This window comes from Arcanobacterium hippocoleae (assembly GCF_040360365.1).
GTDB classification, from domain to species: domain Bacteria; phylum Actinomycetota; class Actinomycetes; order Actinomycetales; family Actinomycetaceae; genus Arcanobacterium_A; species Arcanobacterium_A hippocoleae_A.
In genome coordinates, this window is the sequence record NZ_CP136412.1 from 1923259 (window position 1) to 1942099 (window position 18841).

Here is an 18841-nt window from a genome sequence, read left to right on the forward strand (position 1 = left end):
TGAAAAATGACTGCCTTTTCAAAGCCAGGGATGCTTGCTCCCGTGCTTTCGAACATTTGGGATCAGCCGAAGTCTTGGAAGCTCGATACTTACCGTGCAAACGATGGTTATAAAGCGCTTGCAAAAGCGTGGCAGATGAAAGCTGAAGACGAATCTGCAATCACGAATCTGATTAAAGAATCCGGGCTTCGCGGCCGCGGCGGCGCAGGCTTCCCGACCGGGTTAAAATGGTCATTTCTTCCAGCTCCCGACGGCGGTCAGCGCTATCTTGTCGTGAATGCCGACGAGTCTGAACCAGGGACGTGTAAAGACATTCCATTTCTTATGGCAAACCCGCATTTGCTGATTGAAGGAATGGCGATTTGTATGCTCGCTATTGGGGGCAATCACGGATTTATTTATCTGCGCGGCGAAGTGGTGCATGTCTACCGGCGTTTGCTTGCTGCGGTGCGGGAAGCGCGGGAAGCCGGGCTGCTTGGTGCAGGTCTGGGGCCAAACGGCGATTATGATCTTGATATTACAGTTCACGCCGGTGCCGGTGCATATATTTGCGGTGAGGAAACAGCACTTCTTGACTCGCTTGAAGGATACCGCGGTCAGCCGCGTCTGAAGCCGCCGTTCCCGGCTGTAGCGGGGCTTTATGCTCGTCCAACCGTCGTTAATAATGTGGAATCAATTGCTTCAATTCCCGGCATTATCAATAATGGCGCGCAATGGTTCACGACAATGGGGGCGGAAACGAAGAACTCGCGCGGACACGGGATATTCTCGATTTCCGGGCATGTGAAGTATCCAGGTCAATACGAAGCTCCATTCGGGATTACAATGCGCCAGCTGCTTGAATTTGCCGGCGGTATTCGCGAAGGCCACCAGCTAAAGTTTTTCGTTATCGGCGGATCTTCCGTCCCGCTTTGGACGCCGGATCATCTTGATATTCCGCTCGGATACGAAGAAGTAATGGAAGGCGGGTCGATGCTTGCCACCCGTGCAATACAAGTTTTTGATGAGACTGTTTCCGTGGTGCGGGTAATTTCCCGCTGGACTGATTTCTATCAGCATGAATCATGCGGAAAATGTACGCCATGCCGTGAAGGAACATTCTGGATGCGGCAGATTATGCATCGTATTGAAGCTGGTAAAGGGCAAGAAGGCGATATTGAACGGCTGACTGAAATTGCCGGAAATATTGCCGGCCGCTCGTTCTGCGCGCTTGGCGATGCTGCTTCGACACCAGTTAGATCCGGTATTGAACATTTCCGTGAAGAATTCGAACTCGGTTATCACACGCCAGCTGCCGAGCTTTTCCCGATTGCAAACTCTGCGGTTTTCAGCAAAGTAGGTGTTAAATGACAACCACAGAACCACAAGATTTGATTACGATTAAGGTCGACGGCAAGGAAGTGAGTGTCCCGAAAGGGACATTGATTATCCGGGCTGCGGAAAAGGCAGGAGTGCATATTCCGCGTTTCTGCGATCATCCGCTTTTGAAACCTGCAGCAGCATGCAGACAGTGCTTAGTGGAAGTCGCTAGCCCGAATCGGCAGGGCGTCGTATCGAAAATGCCGAAGCCGCAGCCGGCTTGTGCTGTTACTGTTAGCCCGCAAATGGAAGTTTATACTGGAGCTACTTCTGAGGTTGCGAAGCAGGCACAGCACGGAATCATGGAATTCTTGCTGATTAATCATCCGATGGACTGTCCGGTTTGTGATAAGGGCGGGGAATGCCCGCTGCAGAACCAGGCGATGAGCGACGGACGTGAGAAGTCGCGGTTTATTGATATTAAACGCACTTATCCGAAGCCGATTTCAGTTTCTTCCCAGATTTTGCTTGATCGCGACCGCTGTATTCTCTGCCAGCGCTGTACCCGTTTCTCAACCCAAATTGCAGGGGATGCTTTCATCCAGCTGCAAGGCCGCGGCGGCGGTACTCCAGGCAGTGAAGTACACGCATTGCATGGTTCGCAAATCGGTAACTTTGATGCGTGCACGCTTGATTTTCGCGTCCCCGGATGGAACACATCCGGAAAAGATTGCGAATGACTATGTTGGGGCTGATGGTGCAGCTGGGATGAAGCTTGGTTTTGCCGCTGGGCCGGTAGGCAATGCGGAAGCCGATGTGGAAGGGAAGCCGTTTGCTTCTTATTTCTCCGGTAATGTGATTCAGATTTGCCCAGTTGGTGCGTTAACTTCGGCAGCGTACCGTTTCCGTGCACGTCCGTTTGATCTGGTTTCCGTACCGTCGGTGACAGAACATGACGCATCAGGCGCTGCGCTGCGGATAGATTACCGGCGCGGCAGCATTGTTCGCCGTCTCGCTGGTGAAGATGCGGAAGTAAACGAAGACTGGATTACTGACAAAGATCGTTTTGCGTTCCGTTGGCAGAATGGTCCGGACCGTTTACGCTACCCGCGTGTTGCAAACGAAGATAGTATTTCGTGGTTTGCCGCAATTGAAGCGGCAGCCCAAGGTTTGCGGAAAGCAAAGAATGTCGGTGTAATTACCGGCGGGCGGCTGACGCTTGAAGACGCTTATGCATACTCGAAGTTTGCGCGGGTTGTGCTGGGAACGAATAATATTGATTTCCGCACGAATGCAGTTTCGGATGAAGAAACGCAGTTCCTTGGATCGGCAGTGGCTGGACGCGGACTAGGAGTTACTTATCAGGATATTGAAAATGCCGGACACGTGCTGCTGATTGGTCTTGAAGCCGAAGATGAATGCGGTTCGCTTTTCTTACGGCTGCGTAAGGGAGCTTTGGCAAAGACTACTTCCGTGACAGTGATTTCTGCCTATAAGACGCTTGGCACGGCGAAGATGTTTGCACGCTTCCTGCCGGCAGCGCCTGGCAGCGAAGTCGCTGCGCTTGCCGCAATTCATGCAGACGCTGCAGGTGAAAAGGGTGCGGTTTTTGCTGATTTGCAGAAAACCGGCGCCGTAATTTTAGTTGGCGAACGGGCAGCAGACACTCCAGGCGCGCTCAGCGCCGCTCTTAATCTTGCAGAACGCACCGGTGCGAAACTTGCGTGGGTTCCGCGCCGTGCAGGTGCCCGCGGCAGTGTTGATGCCGGTTTGCTTCCAACACTTTTACCAGGCGGCCGTCAGACAGCGGATAGTGAAGCCCGGATTGATACGGCTGCAGTGTGGGGAGTAGATTCACTTCCAGCGCAGCCCGGACTCGACACGTCGTTAATGCTTGCTGCTGCTGCTGCCGGCGAACTTGACGCACTTATTCTTGCCGGAGTGGAACTTTCTGATCTCCCAGCTAATGCTGCACAGGCGCTCGAAAAAGCTTTTGTAGTTCAGCTGGAAGTTCGTGAAAGCGAAATCGCGCGGTATGCCGATGTCTTGCTTCCAGTAGCTCCGCCGGCAGAAAAGGGCGGTACTTTTGTGAATTGGGAAGGACGGATGCGTCCGTTCGGGCAAGTACTCACTTCCACGCATTTGCCTGATCGCCGGGTATTGAACGATCTTGCCCAGGAACTTGGTTTTGATTTAGGGCTTGAGACGCTTGAAGCTGCAGTTAATGAATATGCGCAGCTGCGTGAATGGGACGGTGCACGAACTGCAGCTCCCGCATTCGATCCTGCAGCTGCGCAGGAAGTAAATACGGAAAATATTGTACTGGCAACCTGGAAGCAGATGCTTGATGGCGGTGCGCTTCAGCTTCACGAGCCGTTCCTCGCAAATACTGCCCGCAAGCCGGTAGCAGTGATGTCTCATCAGACTGCTGCGGCACACGGGATTGGTGCAAACGTAGTGATTACTGGTCCTGCTGGTTCTCTTGAATTTGCAGTGGCAGAGCACGATATGCTTGACGGTGTAGTTTGGGTGCCGCAAAATGCTGTCGGACTTGCACTTTCGAGAATCGGTCTGCGCGCTGGAGATTCGATAAAGATTGCGAACGCGGAGGTGACAAAGTGAACAGCGAAGCAATGAATGTGATTGCAGACTTTTCCCAAGATACATGGTGGATTTGGGTAATTAAAGCCGTATTCATCGTTGTGTTTTTGATTTTTTCAGTGATTTTTGCGCTCTGGTTCGAACGCCGGTTACTGGCGCGGATGCAAAATCGTGTTGGTCCGAACACTGTTGGTCCTTTCGGTTTGCTGCAATCTTTCCCAGATGCGATAAAACTGCTCTTCAAGGAAGATTTCAATCTGAAGGGTGCGGATAAATTAGTTTACTTCTTTGCACCGGCACTCTCTGCACTCTGTGCGTTCACGGTGATGGCAGTGATTCCGATGGGGCCGTCGGTGAATCTTTTCGGACACGAAACCCCCTTGCAGCTCACGGATTCGCCGGTAGCAATGCTCTTTATTCTGGCTGTTGCTGCGCTCGGAGAATACGGTTTGGTACTCGGCGGCTGGTCAGCTAAATCTACACTTCCGCTCTATGGTTCAGTCCGTTCAGCTACCCAGATGATTTCCTACGAATTAGCGCAAGGACTTTCCCTAGTTACCATTTTTATTTTGAATCGGACAATGGCAACTTCGGGAATCGTCTCCGGGCAGCAGGAAATCTGGAATATTTTCCTGCTCATGCCGGCTTTTCTGATTTACTTGGTAACAATGTTCGGCGAAACTAACCGGCTGCCATTTGATCTTCCTGAAGCTGAAGGTGAAATTGTTGCTGGCCCGCATGTTGAATATTCTTCAATGAAATTCGGCTGGTACTACCTTTCCGAATACGTAAATATGCTGAACATGTCGATGATTGCAAGCACGCTTTTCCTCGGCGGATGGCGTGCGGGGCCAATTCTCAGTTCCTTATTCAGTCTCTGGGGCGGAGACCCCAATGTCGGCTGGTGGCCGATGCTTTGGTTTATTGGGAAAACATGGACATTTATGGCGGTGTTTGTTTGGGTTCGCGGAACGCTGCTGCGTTTCCGCTATGACCAGTTCATGCATCTTGGCTGGAAAGGCTTGATTCCAGGAGCGCTCACCTGGCTCTTCATGGTAATGGCAGTAAAAGGTATCAATATTGTCTACCCAATCAATGTGACGAATGTGCTTTTGATTCTCTCAATCGGCTTCTCGCTGATTCTGCTCATTTGGGCATTCGGTGACGATACCGTAAAGCCAAGCCAGGCCGAGTTGATTCGTTTCCGCAGCAGTACAGAATTTACTGGTTTCGAGAACGGTTACCCTGTGCCTCCGCTTCCTGGCCAGCATCTCCCGCCATCAGACCGAGCACCGCGTAAGGATACAAAAGACATCAGTGATACTGACTACGCGGAAGAATTGGAGGCAAAGAATGCCTGAGCAAATAGCACCAAAAAGCAATGTGGATCCAAAGCTTTACAAGCCGCGCAAGCGTTCTTTCCTCGGAAATCTGCTTGCGCCGGTTGCCGGGTTCGGCGTCACTTTCTCGACACTGTTTAAACCTGTTGTAACAGAACAATACCCATACCAAAAGTTCCGCCGCGTCCGCGGTATCACGGTTTACATCGGCTGAACCGTTATGCAGATGGTCTTGAAAAATGTATTGGATGTGAGCTTTGCGCTTGGGCCTGCCCAGCGGATGCAATCTACGTCGAAGCCGGAACGAACACTCCGCAAGCGCAATACTCTCCGGGGAGCGCTATGGAAAGGTCTACCAGATTAATTATCTGCGCTGCATTTTCTGCGGTTATTGTATTCAAGCTTGTCCGACTCGGGCATTAACAATGTCTACTGAATTCGAAATCGCTGGTCAGACCCGTGAAGAGATGATTTACGAGAAGCAAAACTTGCTTGTTCCATTGGCAAAGGGAATGCTCCAGCCGCCTCACCCGATGGCTGCCGGAAGCACGGACGCAGATTACTATCGCGGAAGAGTTGTTGCTCCGACGAATTCACAGGTGGCTTGGGTCCAGCTGCAGCGGCCAAACGATGAATCTTTGAAAGAAGTTTCATCCGTATCCGATGAATTGCATGAAGCGAAAACAACAGCTTCCGCTTTTGAAGAAGGGAAAGAAGCATAATGATACCGCAAATGCAGTCCCTTACATTCTCCATGGGAGAAACTATTCTTTTCAGCTGCTTAGCAATTTCGATGGTGCTCGTCGCCGGTTACGGCCTGTTGATTGCGCGGAAAGCTGTTTACACAATCATTTCGGTGATTTTCGTGATGGTTGGTTTTGCGTTCCTCTATACAATGCTTGAAGCGCCTTTTATGGGCGTGGCGCAGGTAGTTGTGTACACAGGCGCGATTTTGATGATGTTCCTCTTTGTTCTAATGCTTATCGGTGTTGATTCTGCTGATTCCGGGCATGAAACATTGAAAGCACAGAAACCGATTGCTGTTGTTGGCGGTGCCGGGATGCTTGCCATTGTGATTGCAGTGTTGGTTGAACTCGGGCATACGAGCGCTGCCGGACTTGAACTTGCAAACGGAGAAACTAATCCGGTTGGGGTAGCAAAACTGATTTTTTCAAACTATGTGCTCACTCTTGAGCTGACCGGCACACTTTTAATTGTGGCAGCACTTGGGGCGATGACGCTTACACATCGCGATCGGCTTGAAAACGTAAGACGCAAGAAATGCTTGCCAATGAAAAAATACTTGCGTTTACTTCACGCGGAGTCCACCCGGGAGCAAAGCCGAACTCCGGCGTGTACGCGGAATCAAACTCGTCTGCAAATCCGGCACTTACTGCATATGGAAAGCCGCTTGATAATTCTGTGAACCGTGTGCTGAAAGTACGCGGGCAGGAGCGCCGCGTCGCTGAAATTTCGCCGGCAACTGTCGAACGTCTTGCCAAGAATGGATTACTTTCTGGTCCAACAACTTACGGAAAAGTTGGACGGGCGCAAATTCCGGGTATGCCCGGTGAGAGTGCTCCCGATTACGAAACTGCAGCAAAGCGCAATTCAGAGCTTACAGCGGTGCAGACCAGCGAGACTGGCATCGAATCCGCTCCGCATTGGGAAAGCGAAAAGAAGCTGAATCCTCCGGAGCCGGAAAGTACCGATTATGCTGCTCAGAATGGGCAGCCGGATCAGCGTGAAGCAGATTCCCCGACCAATCAAAATGAAGCAGCGGAGGAGAAGTAATGGATTTGATGTATTACATAGCACTTGCGCTAGTGCTGTTTGCGATTGGCGGGGCTGCTGTGCTCACTCGGCGCAACGGCGTAATCGCATTGCTTGGTGTGGAAATCATGCTGAACTCTTGTAATCTTGCGCTGATTACATTCTCGCGAATGTGGGGAAACCTGCATGGTCAAGTGTTTTCATTTTTTGTGATGGTGGTGGCTGCTGCAGAAGTTGTAGTCGGACTTGCAATCATCGTGTCCATATTCCAAACCCGCAGGACGGCATCGCTTGATGGTGCCAATCTGATGAAGAACTAGGAAGCAGGTGTAATCGTTTTGTTTATCGGACTTCTCAATTCCGTAAATGTAGCTCCTGCTGCTGGTGCTGCGAATCTGATTTGGCTTGCAGCGGCGGTACCGCTGCTTAGCTGTGCAATTTTGCTTCTGCTTGGGAGAAAAGCTGAAAAGTGGGGGCATTGGCTCGCGATTTTCTCTTCCGCGGTTTCTTTCGTGGTCGGGTTACTCGCTGCAATTGAACTGATTGGTTTAGATCCGGCAGCACGCCTGCTTGAGACTGATTTTTTCACCTGGGCTGCAGCACCCGGTTTCAATATCGACTTTGGCACGCGCGTAGATCCGCTTTCAATTACTTTCGTGCTGCTGGTTACTTTTGTCGGTACGCTAATTCATATTTATTCTGTGGCTTATATGAGCCATGATGCTGACCGCCGGCGTTTCTTTGCATACCTGAATTTATTCGTTGCTTCAATGCTGCTGCTCGTGCTTGGCAATTCCTATCTAGTACTTTTCTTCGGCTGGGAAGGCGTTGGGCTGGCATCTTATCTGCTTATTTCTTTCTGGAATTTTGTTCCGGAATATGCAAAAGCAGGTAAGAAAGCATTCGTGATGAACCGCGTGGGTGATCTTGGAATGCTGATTGCAATGATGGCAATGGTTGACGCTTGGGGTTCTGTGAAGTTCACCGATGTTCAAGCCGGAGTTGCCGACGGCGCCGGTTCACAAGAACTGTTCACATTTATTGGTTTCTTCCTGCTCTTGGCTGCCTGCGGTAAATCTGCACAATTCCCGCTGCAGGCATGGCTGGGAGACGCGATGGCCGGTCCAACCCCAGTCTCTGCACTGATTCACGCAGCCACAATGGTCACTGCTGGTGTCTATTTGATGGTTCGCTCCGGAGCGATTTATGCTGCTGCTCCGGCAGCGGCTCTCGGCGTGGCAATTATTGGTCTGATTACTTTGATTTTCGGCGCAATTGTGGGTGCAGCAAAGGATGATATGAAGAAAGTGCTGGCTGCTTCAACAATGTCGCAAATCGGCTATATGATGCTTGCTGCCGGTCTCGGACCAGTCGGTGCAGGTTTTGCAATTTTCCATCTCGTCACACACGGTTTCTTCAAGGCAAATATGTTCCTCGGCGCCGGTGCGGTAATGCATGCAATGGATGACGAAGTAAATATGCGCGGCTTCGGCGGACTCGGGAAACGAATGAAGATTACGTTCTATACATTCATGGCTGGTTATCTTGCAATAATTGGTTTCCCGTTCCTCTCCGGATACTTTTCCAAAGATAAGATTATTGAATCGGCATTCATCGGCGACGGCGCGCAGCCGTGGATTTTCGGTACGATTACAGTGCTTGTTGCCGGGCTTACCGCTTTCTATATGTCACGGATGGTTTTCATGATTTTCTTCGGTGCGGAACGTTGGGAAAGCCACGGAACAGGAGCGAAACATCCGCATGATCCGTCGCCGTTCATGTGGATTCCTATGGCGATTCTTGCCGTCGGTTCACTCGGACTTGGCGCCGTGATGAACTATGGAGGGTTTCTCACGTGGCTTGAGCCGGTTATCGGGCATGCCGAACATGGTGATCCAGTGCTGCCGGTACCGGTAATTACTGGTGCCACACTGCTAACTGTGGCAATCGGCGTAGGTATTGCTTGGAAGATGTATTTGGCAAAGCCGGTTCCGAAAGCAGCGCCGGTGGGATCTGCCCTGACGCGTGCTGCACGGCAAGATTTGCTCCAGGATTTCTTTAATGAAGCAGGAGTTGTGCAGCCGACCATGGCGCTTTCGCGCGGTACTGCAGCAGTTGATAAACATGTGGTCGACGGCATTGCGGAAAGCACCGGGAAATTCTTGCCGGCATTGGGAAGGATTGCCGGCAGTTTCCAAAATGGTTATGTGCGTTCTTATGCCGGATATATGCTTATCGGTTTAGTAATCGCACTTGTTGCTTCTGTGGCGTTCACTTTGTAAGTACGGGAGGGTAATTAGAAAATGCAATCAGCAACAGCAGCCGTACCGTGGCTGTCAATCTTAGTTCTTCTCCCATTAGCGGGCGCACTCCTGCTCGCGTTGGTGAAGTCATTTGCGAAAGTGGCGAAGTCCGTCGCTCTTGCGCTTTCAGTTTTTATCTTCGTGCTTTATCTCACCGCACTGTATAGTGACTTTCAAATTGCGGATGCCGGCACGGTACAGTTAGCGGAAACTCATTCGTGGATTCCGCAGCTTGGCGTGTCACTTGCATGGGGAGTTAACGGAATGGGTGCGGTGATGATTGCACTCGCAACTTTCCTTGTTCCGCTTGTGATTCTCGCTTCTTGGGACGAATTCGACGGGGAAAATTCCCGCGGATACTTTGGCTGGATTCTGTTCCTTGAAGCAATTATGATTGGGCTTTTTGCTGCTCGGGATCTTTTCTTGTTCTATATCCTGTTTGAAGTGATGATCGTGCCGATGTACTTCCTTATTGGGCGTTACGGCGGTTCGGAACGGAAGAGCGCCGCGATGAAGTTCTTGCTTTACTCGCTGCTCGGCGGGCTGATTATGCTCGTTGGTGTAATTGCTGTCTATCTTTACGGGCCTGGCGGTCCCGGCGGTTACAGCATTGATTTGCTTGCTGAAGGTCTGCAGATTCCGGCCGGAGCGCAAATGTGGATTTTCCTTTCATTCTTTATCGCGTTCGCAATTAAAGCTCCGATGTGGCCGGTGCACACCTGGCTTCCGGATACTGCACAGGAAGCTCCCGCCGGCACGTCTACTTTGCTTGTGGGCGTGCTTGATAAACTCGGTACTTACGGAATGATTGCAATTTGTCTGCCGCTTTTCCCGCAAGCTGCGCAGGATGCTGCACCGGTGATTATGGTATTTGCAATCATCTCAATTCTTTGGGGTGCGCTGATGGCGATTAGTTCCGATAACCTTTATCGTCTTGTCGCATATACTTCAGTGTCGCATTTCGGTTTCATGGTGATGGGGATTTTCTCCGGATCGGCGATTGCAATGTCGGGAGCGATTCTCTACATGGCAGCACATGGCGTGGGAACAGCAGGATTGTTTTTCATCGTCCGCTTCCTTGAGCTTCGCGGCGGTTCGCCGCTGATTTCCCGTTATGGCGGTTGGCAGCGGGTAACTCCAGTGCTTGCCGGAGTATTTTTCATGGTCGGATTGGCAACAATCGCGCTTCCTGGTCTTTCCGGATTTGTTCCGGAATATCTGGTGTTGATGGGAACATATTCAGTTGCTCCGGCGGCTGCAGTTTTTGCAGTAATTGGTGTGGTGCTTGCGGCTGTATATATTTTGCTTCCGTATCAGCGGGTGTTTACCGGTCCTAAACCGGCAGAAGCAGCAGCAGACTTGAACGGTGTTGAAAAAACGGTAATGGGTGTATTGCTTGCGGCAATGCTTTTCTTAGGGTTCTATCCGGCGCCAGTGCTGAATGCAGTGAATCCGGTTGCGGAGAGTACTGTTAATATTCAGGAGACAGCAGCGGAAGCTTCGAATACCGGCAGCACTGCCGAGAATGCTGCAGAGACGATTGAAGGGAGCGAAAAGTGAATTTCACGCAAATAACATGGGAGCCGCTTTTACCGCTTTTAGTAGTTTTCGGCGGGGCAGTAATCGGGACCTTATTTGAATCCTTTATTCCGCGTAAAATTCGCCGCCCATGGCAAGTGATTTTTTCGCTGATTGTCTTGTTATGCGCTTTTGTGGCGGTAGTTTGGCGTTGGAGTCTTGCGCATGGCGAGCAAGGAATTAACACCACTCCTTTGTCGTTTGTTCAAGGTCAGGGCGGGATTACTGGAGTTTCGTTTGTTGAAGATGCGTTCACGCTTCTTGGACAGGGCACGATTTTGCTGATTGCTTTCCTCTCATTTCTGGTGATTGCTGATCGGAGTGAAACTCATGAAGGGGCGTTTGCGGCTTCCGCAGCAACCCAGCCGGGAACGTTAGCGGAGCGCAAGTATATTGCGGCTCGCTATGAGCAAAGCGAAATTTTCCCGCTTGCGCTTTTTGCAACCGGCGGAATGATGGCTTTTGTTGCTGCATTTGATTTGCTTTCGCTGTTTATTGCGCTTGAAGTTTTGTCGCTTCCGCTCTATGTGCTCTGTGCGACGGCTCGCCGGCGGCGGTTGCTTTCGCAGGAAGCTGCTTTGAAGTATTTCCTCCTCGGTGCATTTTCTTCTGCGATTTATCTGATGGGTGCAGCTTTTGTTTATGGTGCAACAGGTTCACTTGGTTTCTCGGAAATTGTAAATCTCGCGATGATGCAAGGAGCCGGAAAACAGCTGCTCACTATTGGTGCGGTAATGGTAACGATTGGTTTGCTTTTCAAAGTTGCTGCGGTACCGTTCCACGCTTGGACCCCTGATGTTTACCAGGGCGCCCCAACTCCAATTACTGGTTTTATGGCTGCAGCGACGAAAGCGGCTGCTTTTATCGCTTTGATTCGGGTTTGCGTATATATTGCCGGCCCGGTCGAAGTAAATATGCGCCTGTTCTTGTGGATTGTGATTATTGCGACGATTCTCGTCGGTACAGTTTCCGGTTTAGTACAAAATAATGTGAAACGTTTGCTTGCCTATTCTTCAATTGCGCACGCCGGGTTTGTATTGATTGCCATTAGCGCCATCCAGCTCACAACAATGACAGTAGAAACATATGTCGGAACAATTTCTGCGATAATTTTCTATCTGATTGCTTATGGAACGGCGACGGTTGGTGTTTTTGCAATTGTGACACTTGTGCGGGAGCAAGATGCGGCCGGAAATATTCTTGGCGAAGCGGCTGACCTTTCATATTGGGCTGGTTTAGGTAAGCGCAGTCCGCTGCTGGCTGCAGCGATGACGGTTTTCCTGCTTTCGTTTGCCGGGATTCCGCTGACAGCAGGTTTTATTGGGAAATTTGAAGTGTTCAAAGCCGGGATTATGGGCGGATCGGTAATCTTAGTTGTGATTGCGGTTCTCGCTTCGGCTGCAACGGCTTTCTTCTATTTCCGGATGATTCAGCTAATGTTTTTCCAGGAGCCGGCTGCCGGCACTGCAGTGATTCGTTCCGAAGGTTTTGTAATTTCCGCAATCGTGATCGCTTTCATTCTCACTCTTGTGCTCGGGTTATTCCCTGATACCGTGCTTTCATTGATTCAAGGATCGTTTGCGTGAGTTTTATAGATACAATTTTTCCAGAACATCCTGAACTGGCTGCGCAGATTACAGCTCAAATGGAAGCTGTGGAAGCGCAGCTGGCGCAGGTTGTGAGCGGCAGTGACGCATTTACCGACAATGTTACGGCGCATCTGGCCCTTGCTGGAGGGAAACGTTTACGGCCGCTGCTCTGTTTTATGGCGGCACAGCTTGGTCCGAATCCGAATGATTCACGAGTGCTTGATGCGGCGCTTTCGGTAGAGCTTACACATTTGGCTTCGCTTTACCATGATGATGTGATGGATGAGGCGCCGCTTCGGCGGGTGTGCCGACAGCACAGCGGCTGTATGGGAATTCGGCCGCAATTATGGCTGGAGATGTGCTTTTTCCCGTGCATCTGCAACGATACTTCGCGTTGGTCTTGACGCGGTGGAAGCACATGTGAAAGCGTTTGAGCGGCTGTGCATTGGGCAGCTGCGTGAGACTGCCGGTGTGCAGGATGGGGCGGATCCGATTGCGCACTATTTAGATGTCCTTTCCGGAAAAACCGGATCTTTGATTGCGCTCTCTGCCTGGCATGGCGTAACCGCTGCCGGCGGATCGCAGGAGGATGCACGCGATCTTGCCGAATATGGAGAACGTGTGGGGGTGGCATTCCAGTTAGCTGATGATGTGATTGATTTGATTTCAGATTCTGCGCTGACCGGAAAAACTCCGGGTACTGATTTGCTGGAAAATGTTGCGACAATGCCAACTTTGCTGCTGCGTAAACATCAGCAGGAAGGCACGCTTGACCAGGACGGAAAAAATATTCTTGAACTGCTCGATAGCGGTGAAATTAGTGCAGCGGATAATCTGAATCTTGTATTAGATCAGCTTCGTTCCCATGCCGTAGTGGCGGAAACGAAACAGTTAGCAGCGCAGTGGGCTGATGATGCGCTCAGTTATCTTGCACGTTTGCCGGAAGGTGCAGTGAAAGATGCTTTTTCCGGGTTTGCTCATGCGATGGTGCAGCGGATGGCATAGTTTCTGCTTGGATAGTGGTTTTGGATAGTTAATGCGCAGATAACTTTGCGGAATTTGTATTGACTGCCCAAACTGATATCTCTCAGTTGCTGATACTGATTGTCTCGTCATAAGTGGAATCCGGATTGAAAAAGAATCTGCGGGAGTTACGAAAAGGCACTTTGGTTAGATTCCGTTCACCACTGGGTGAAGAAGTTCAAAATTAACTCATTCTTGCTTTAGAATGAGCCAGAAGTCTGAAAAAAATAGCACAAAGGTGTTTGCTGCGAACGGCCGCCGGTATTTATGTGAAAATCTTTGCCGTCGGTATTTAAAACATGCAAGCGCCTCGGAACGAAGCTTTTCAAGGAGATAATGTGCGCAACATTTTGAACCGCGTTCTTCGTGCAGGCGAAGGCCGCACCCTAAAGAAATTGCAGCGAATCACGGAGCAGGTAAATCTCCTTGAGCCTGAGATGAAAGCGCTTAGCGACGAAGATTTGCGTGCACTCACTACTGAGTTTCGGAAGCGCTACACCGATGGGGAAAGTCTTGACGACTTGCTTCCGGAAGCGTTTGCCGCAGTACGTGAGGCATCTTGGCGCACTCTTGGGCAGCGGCACTATGATGTGCAGATTATGGGCGGAGCAGCGCTGCATTTAGGGAATATTGCCGAAATGAAGACGGGTGAAGGAAAGACGCTCGTCGCTACTCTTGCTGCATATCTCAACGCACTTCCAGGACGCGGCGTACATGTAGTGACAGTCAATGACTATCTCGCTTCCTATCAGTCCGAGCTAATGGGGCGAGTTTACCGGTTCCTGGGAATGACAACCGGCTGTATTACCGACGGGCTTACTCCGGAACAGCGGCGGCACGAATACGCCTGTGATATTACCTATGGTACGAATAATCAGTTCGGTTTCGATTATTTGCGCGATAACATGTCAAACGATGTTTCCGGGCTTGTCCAGCGCGAATACTATTTTGCAATCGTGGATGAGGTTGATTCGATTCTTATCGACGAAGCACGGACTCCGCTGATTATCTCCGGTCCGGCTGAAGGAGATGCGAATAAGTGGTATCAGGCATTCTCTGAAGCAGTGCTGCAGATGAAACGCAATATTGATTACGAAGTTGATGAAAAGAAGCGGACCGTCGGTGTACTTGCTCCGGGTATCGATAAGATTGAGGATTATCTCGGTATCGACAATCTGTATGAATCAGTAAATACGCCGCTGATTGGCTATTTAAATAATGCGATTAAAGCAAAAGAGCTTTTTACCCGCGATAAGGACTATATCGTCGCCGACGGCGAAGTGTTGATTGTGGATGAACATACTGGCCGTGTGCTTCCGGGAAGACGCTACAACGAAGGGATGCACCAGGCGATTGAAGCGAAAGAACATGTGGAAGTAAAAGCCGAGAATCAGACTCTTGCCACGATTACTTTGCAGAACTACTTCCGGATGTACGACAAGCTTTCCGGAATGACGGGTACAGCAGAAACAGAAGCTGAGGAATTTGCTTCCACATATGATATCGGCGTAATTCCGATTCCAACAAACCGGCCAATGATTCGTGTTGATCAGACAGATTTGGTGTATCCAACGGATGCTGGGAAATTCCGGGCAATTGTCGCCGATATTAAAGAGCGCCATCTGAAAGGGCAGCCGGTACTGGTCGGTACCGCTTCTGTGGAAAATTCAGAGCGGCTTTCCGAAATGCTGCGGAAAGCTCATGTTCCGCATGAAGTTTTGAATGCGAAGCAGCATAAGCGGGAAGCTGCAGTGGTGGCAATGGCTGGACGAAAAGGTGCAGTTACTGTTGCGACGAATATGGCTGGGCGCGGTACTGATATTATGCTTGGCGGAAATGCTGAGCATATTGCGCTGGCAATGATGGAAAAGCTTGGTTTGGATCCGCAGGAAAATTCTGAAGAGTATGAAGCACGTTGGCCGGAAGTGCTTGAACAAGCAAAAACGACCGTAAAAACGGAGCATGATGAGGTTACCGCGCTGGGAGGTCTGTACGTACTCGGATCGGAGCGGCACGAATCCCGCCGTATTGATAACCAGTTACGCGGGCGTTCAGGGCGGCAAGGCGATCCGGGTGAATCCAGATTCTATCTTTCCCTTGACGACGATTTGCTTCGTCTTTTTGCAAGTAATCGAGCAATTCAGCCATTCCGCAATGGGCCGGAAGATGAAGTTCTCGATTTTAAGCTGCTTTCACGGGTGATTCAGCGGGCACAGGCGGCAATCGAGGCTCGCAATGCGGAAATGCGGAAGAACGTGTTGAAATATGATGACGTGATGAATGAGCAGCGGACCGTGGTTTATGAGGAACGGAGAAGAATTCTCGACGGTGAAGATCTTGAATCGCAGATTCAGTCTTTTATTGACTTTACTGTGGAAGATGTAGTGCGGGCTGAGACGCAGAGTGCTGCCGAAGACTGGAATCTTGATTCGCTATGGAACACAATGCGTTCTTACTATAATCCGTCATTTACACCAGCTGAATTGCTGGAAGCGCATGGAGGCGTGCAGCGTAATCTGAGCCGAAGTGAAGTTCTTGACGAGATGAAAACGGATGCGCACGAGATTTATGCCGATCGTGAGGAAGAGCTTGGTGCGGAAACTATGCGTTCAGTAGAACGCCAGGTATTGCTCAATGTGCTTGACCGAAAGTGGCGCGAACACTTGTATGAGATGGATTATCTGAAAGAAGGTATTGGTCTGCGTGCAATGGCGCAGCGGAACCCGCTTGTGGAGTATAAGCAGGAGGGTTACGAAATGTTCCAATCGATGAACGATGCGATTCGTTCTGAAACAGTGCAGTTCCTCTTTAATTTTGAGCTGCCTTCAGAGCGGGAAGCGCGGTTAGCGCAAGAAGCGGCTGCTGCGAATCATGCTGCAATCCAGGCAAAATCACAGGCGCAAGCACAGGCTGCGCTGACGGCAGGCGCCCCGAGCAAGACAGCTTCACAGATGGCTCGGGAAATGCTTGGAGTGAAAAATACAGACCGCAGTCCGCAAATGCAGTATTCTTCCAGTGCAAATCAAAATAGTTCCGATTCGGGAAAGAATGCATTTGGGGTGAGTACCGCGAAAAATAGTGGCAGTGACGCTTCTTCCCAGCCGATGAATCGCGAGCAGCGCCGGGCAGCAAAGCGTAACGCACGGAGAAATTGATAATTTAAGGCATTAGCAGGATATGGATTCGGCTCGGGAAACTCTTATTTCAGAGTTCCTGAGCCGAATTCATATCAGCTGCAGAATGGCTTGCCGTGGAATTCGTACTGAATAATTACCGGAAGCTGTTTTCACTGCAAGCAATCATGACTGCAAAAACTGAAAGCTTATCGGGAGGTTTAAGCATATTCGACAGTCCAGCCGATTTCGGAAACTGTTTCCCGGAGGCTGCTTTCCTGTTTTGCGGCTTTGCGTCCAAAATACATAAACCAAAAGACGACGGCGGCAAAAGCTAATGTTCCAATGAAAATTTTTCCTGGCCACGGCAGATTGGCAGGTGTAATGAATCCTTCAATTAGTCCGGAAATGAGCAGGATAAAAACTAATCCGATACCGACCAGTGCCGTGTATTTTCCTTCTGCTGCAAGCGCGCGGGTGCGCGGCATATTTTTGGGCGCACCCATGCCCAGAAAAGCCGCATTCCAGCTGCTCCGGCAATAAAAATTGCAAAAAGTTCAAGCTGCCCATGCGGACCAATTAGCTGGAAAAATTCTCCGAGCATATCACGGGAGGAAAGAACGGCTGCGGCTTGCCCGACACTTACTGAATTTGACCAGAGGACGTATAACGGGAAGATACCTGTTACTCCGCTTGCCACGCATTGCAGTGCAATCCAAGCATTATTTGTCCATACTAACACTGTGAAATCAGCGTGGGTATATTCAGAGTAGTAAGCTTCAAAAGCGACTTTGGCATAGTGGTCGAGCTGTTCCGGGGATCCAAGTGCGGCGATAAGATTTGGGTTAAGAATATGTGACATAAGCACTGCGATAAAGACGCTGATACACAGCAGTGTGGAAGTGAGCGACCACCAGCGGATTCGGTAAAATGCGTAGGGGAGCGCGGCGAAAAAGAAATGTTTCAGAGCTTCCGGAAGCGATGTCCGTTTGGCAGTGAGTTTTGAACGGGCACGCCCAAGAATCGCTGAAAGGCGAAGTATTAGGTCGGGATCTGGGGCATTTGCCCGCAGGTATGCTAAATCTGCAGCGGTGCGCTGGTAGAGCCGGTAAAACTCATCTGCCTCTTCGCCGCGCAGGCTCCGTTTTTTGCCAGTGAGTCAAGGCGCTTCCAGTCAGCTTTTCTTGATTTTGCAAATGCTAATGAATCCACATTTCCACTTTGCCATATTTATCTGGAGAAACGCTACATTTCTGGAAAGAAAACCCGATTGTATCTGAAGTTGTATCTGAAGCAGCTTTCTGATTTTGGCAGCGCTGCTTCCAAAGCGGAAATGGGATAAACTCAAGGCATGCCGAAGAATTTGAATCACACCCCGCAATTTGCGGCTCAAGGGGCAGCTGCTGATGAGATTGTGACAGGTGAAGCTGTGGTGCTTGAGCTTCCTGCAGCCACTGCTTTTTCACGAATCGTTTCCGGCGGAATTGATTTCTTGCTTTACATATTATGTTTAATCGGTACGCTGTATTTAGCTCGCGATTCTTTCAATAACTATACGTTTGCAGTATCTCAGGCGATTATTATTTCGCTTTTGGCTTTCTATATTTGGATTCTCCCAGCAACAGTGGTTTCGCTCAGCCGTGGTTCTTCACTTGGAAAGCTGCTTCTCAGGGTGCGGATCGTGCGGTTGGACGGCGGAACGATTACTGCACGGCAAGCTTTTATCCGGGCGATGATTGGCATTTTTGAAATCTGGATAACATTGGGCTTTGCGGCAGTAGCTGCAATCTTTTCTTCGAAACGTGCGCAGCGGATCGGAGATATGGTTGCCGGCACATATGTGGTTCGCTGGCCGCGGCGTGCATTGCCGGAACCAAAACTGGATATGCCGCCGCAGCTGATCCCGTGGGCGCAGAGTGTGCAGACTCGTTCAATTCCAGCTGGGCTTCATTTAAATATTGTGAATCATTTTAAGCAGGCAAAAAAACTTACTGTACCGGCGCGTGAAAGTCAGGCAATGATACTCGCGGCAGCTGCTGAAAAGTATGTTTCTCCGCCAGCTCCTTGGAGTACGCCGCCGGAAGATTTTTAGCAGCACTGCTGCTGATTCGTTTCGAAATCGAGAGTGCGAATAATGAACGGGAAATGCAGGTGCAAAAGAAAATTATGCATCGTGTGCAGCAGTTAAAGTTTTGAATCGTTTTGCGTGTTAGCGTTATTTT

17 protein-coding genes and 1 pseudogene are annotated in these 18841 nt (G+C 50.2%); 15 read left to right on the forward strand and 3 right to left on the reverse strand.

Annotated elements, in window-relative coordinates:
- Nucleotides 1-6 precede the first annotated feature (6 nt).
- The 14 genes and pseudogenes from nuoF to secA all read left to right on the forward strand — a co-directional run bounded on the left by nuoF (nucleotide 7) and on the right by secA (nucleotide 16661).
- A complete protein-coding gene (gene nuoF / locus RQN30_RS09945) occupies nucleotides 7-1350 on the forward strand; it encodes an NADH-quinone oxidoreductase subunit NuoF (protein WP_353060336.1) in 1344 nt (447 codons plus the stop codon).
- On the forward strand, nucleotides 1347-2039 hold the full coding sequence (locus RQN30_RS09950; protein WP_353060337.1) for a 2Fe-2S iron-sulfur cluster-binding protein: 693 nt from the start codon (nucleotides 1347-1349) through the stop codon (nucleotides 2037-2039). The genes nuoF and RQN30_RS09950 overlap by 4 nt, the downstream gene beginning before the upstream one ends.
- Nucleotides 1978-3921 (forward strand): molybdopterin-dependent oxidoreductase, encoded by a 1944-nt coding sequence (locus RQN30_RS09955; RefSeq protein ID WP_353060338.1) that lies wholly within the window; start codon nucleotides 1978-1980, stop codon nucleotides 3919-3921. Before RQN30_RS09950 ends, RQN30_RS09955 begins: the two co-directional genes overlap by 62 nt.
- Nucleotides 3918-5261 carry an NADH-quinone oxidoreductase subunit NuoH gene (gene nuoH / locus RQN30_RS09960; RefSeq protein ID WP_353060339.1) on the forward strand — a complete coding sequence of 448 codons (1344 nt, stop codon included), beginning with the start codon at nucleotides 3918-3920 and terminating at the stop codon, nucleotides 5259-5261. Before RQN30_RS09955 ends, nuoH begins: the two co-directional genes overlap by 4 nt.
- Nucleotides 5254-5962: pseudogene (gene nuoI / locus RQN30_RS09965) on the forward strand (NADH-quinone oxidoreductase subunit NuoI). Before nuoH ends, nuoI begins: the two are co-directional and overlap by 8 nt.
- A complete protein-coding gene (locus RQN30_RS09970; protein WP_353060340.1) occupies nucleotides 5962-6666 on the forward strand; it encodes an NADH-quinone oxidoreductase subunit J in 705 nt (234 codons plus the stop codon). Before nuoI ends, RQN30_RS09970 begins: the two are co-directional and overlap by 1 nt.
- Complete coding sequence (locus tag RQN30_RS09975; RefSeq protein ID WP_353060341.1) at nucleotides 6663-7034, forward strand: hypothetical protein; 372 nt, start codon at nucleotides 6663-6665, stop codon at nucleotides 7032-7034. The genes RQN30_RS09970 and RQN30_RS09975 overlap by 4 nt, the downstream gene beginning before the upstream one ends.
- On the forward strand, nucleotides 7034-7333 hold the full coding sequence (gene nuoK / locus RQN30_RS09980) for an NADH-quinone oxidoreductase subunit NuoK (RefSeq protein WP_353060342.1): 300 nt from the start codon (nucleotides 7034-7036) through the stop codon (nucleotides 7331-7333). The genes RQN30_RS09975 and nuoK overlap by 1 nt, the downstream gene beginning before the upstream one ends.
- Before the next feature lie 18 nt (nucleotides 7334-7351).
- Nucleotides 7352-9295 (forward strand): NADH-quinone oxidoreductase subunit L, encoded by a 1944-nt coding sequence (gene nuoL, locus RQN30_RS09985; RefSeq protein ID WP_353060343.1) that lies wholly within the window; start codon nucleotides 7352-7354, stop codon nucleotides 9293-9295.
- A 21-nt stretch (nucleotides 9296-9316) separates the two neighbouring features.
- The gene (locus RQN30_RS09990; protein ID WP_353060345.1) at nucleotides 9317-10876 is read left to right on the forward strand and encodes an NADH-quinone oxidoreductase subunit M; all 1560 of its coding nucleotides are present in this window, start codon (nucleotides 9317-9319) and stop codon (nucleotides 10874-10876) included.
- Entirely contained in the window at nucleotides 10873-12480 is a 1608-nt protein-coding gene (gene nuoN / locus RQN30_RS09995) for an NADH-quinone oxidoreductase subunit NuoN (RefSeq protein WP_353060346.1), read from the forward strand. Before RQN30_RS09990 ends, nuoN begins: the two co-directional genes overlap by 4 nt.
- Complete coding sequence (locus tag RQN30_RS10000) at nucleotides 12477-12887, forward strand: polyprenyl synthetase family protein (protein WP_353060348.1); 411 nt, start codon at nucleotides 12477-12479, stop codon at nucleotides 12885-12887. Before nuoN ends, RQN30_RS10000 begins: the two co-directional genes overlap by 4 nt.
- Before the next feature lie 16 nt (nucleotides 12888-12903).
- Nucleotides 12904-13488: a polyprenyl synthetase family protein gene (locus RQN30_RS10005; RefSeq protein WP_353060349.1), complete on the forward strand. Its 585-nt coding sequence runs from the start codon at nucleotides 12904-12906 to the stop codon at nucleotides 13486-13488.
- Nucleotides 13489-13844: 356 nt separating this feature from the next.
- Entirely contained in the window at nucleotides 13845-16661 is a 2817-nt protein-coding gene (gene secA / locus RQN30_RS10010) for a preprotein translocase subunit SecA (protein ID WP_353060350.1), read from the forward strand.
- Nucleotides 16662-16840: 179 nt separating this feature from the next.
- Here secA and RQN30_RS10015 read toward each other — a convergent pair whose 3' ends face one another.
- The 3 genes from RQN30_RS10015 to RQN30_RS10025 are packed head-to-tail and all read right to left on the reverse strand — an operon-like array spanning nucleotide 16841 to nucleotide 17831.
- The gene (locus RQN30_RS10015) at nucleotides 16841-17107 is read right to left on the reverse strand and encodes a stage II sporulation protein M (RefSeq protein ID WP_353060351.1); all 267 of its coding nucleotides are present in this window, start codon (nucleotides 17105-17107) and stop codon (nucleotides 16841-16843) included.
- Nucleotides 17044-17757 (reverse strand): stage II sporulation protein M, encoded by a 714-nt coding sequence (locus tag RQN30_RS12615; RefSeq protein WP_491608728.1) that lies wholly within the window; start codon nucleotides 17755-17757, stop codon nucleotides 17044-17046. The genes RQN30_RS10015 and RQN30_RS12615 overlap by 64 nt, the downstream gene beginning before the upstream one ends.
- Complete coding sequence (locus RQN30_RS10025; RefSeq protein WP_353060353.1) at nucleotides 17697-17831, reverse strand: hypothetical protein; 135 nt, start codon at nucleotides 17829-17831, stop codon at nucleotides 17697-17699. Before RQN30_RS10025 ends, RQN30_RS12615 begins: the two co-directional genes overlap by 61 nt.
- Nucleotides 17832-17970: 139 nt before the next feature.
- Between RQN30_RS10025 and RQN30_RS10030 the strand changes: the two genes are divergently transcribed.
- A complete protein-coding gene (locus tag RQN30_RS10030; protein WP_353060354.1) occupies nucleotides 17971-18711 on the forward strand; it encodes an RDD family protein in 741 nt (246 codons plus the stop codon).
- Nucleotides 18712-18841 lie beyond the last annotated feature (130 nt).

Coding starts and splice junctions, on each gene's coding strand:
- RQN30_RS09950 (WP_353060337.1), top strand. CDS start 1,347: ATGACAACCACAGAACCACAAGATTTGATTACGATTAAGGTCGACGGC.
- RQN30_RS10015 (WP_353060351.1), bottom strand. CDS start 17,107: ATGCCGCGCACCCGCGCGCTTGCAGCAGAAGGAAAATACACGGCACTG.
- RQN30_RS10030 (WP_353060354.1), top strand. CDS start 17,971: ATGCCGAAGAATTTGAATCACACCCCGCAATTTGCGGCTCAAGGGGCA.
- nuoF (WP_353060336.1), top strand. CDS start 7: ATGACTGCCTTTTCAAAGCCAGGGATGCTTGCTCCCGTGCTTTCGAAC.
- RQN30_RS09970 (WP_353060340.1), top strand. CDS start 5,962: ATGATACCGCAAATGCAGTCCCTTACATTCTCCATGGGAGAAACTATT.
- nuoK (WP_353060342.1), top strand. CDS start 7,034: ATGGATTTGATGTATTACATAGCACTTGCGCTAGTGCTGTTTGCGATT.
- RQN30_RS09955 (WP_353060338.1), top strand. CDS start 1,978: ATGCGTGCACGCTTGATTTTCGCGTCCCCGGATGGAACACATCCGGAA.
- RQN30_RS09990 (WP_353060345.1), top strand. CDS start 9,317: ATGCAATCAGCAACAGCAGCCGTACCGTGGCTGTCAATCTTAGTTCTT.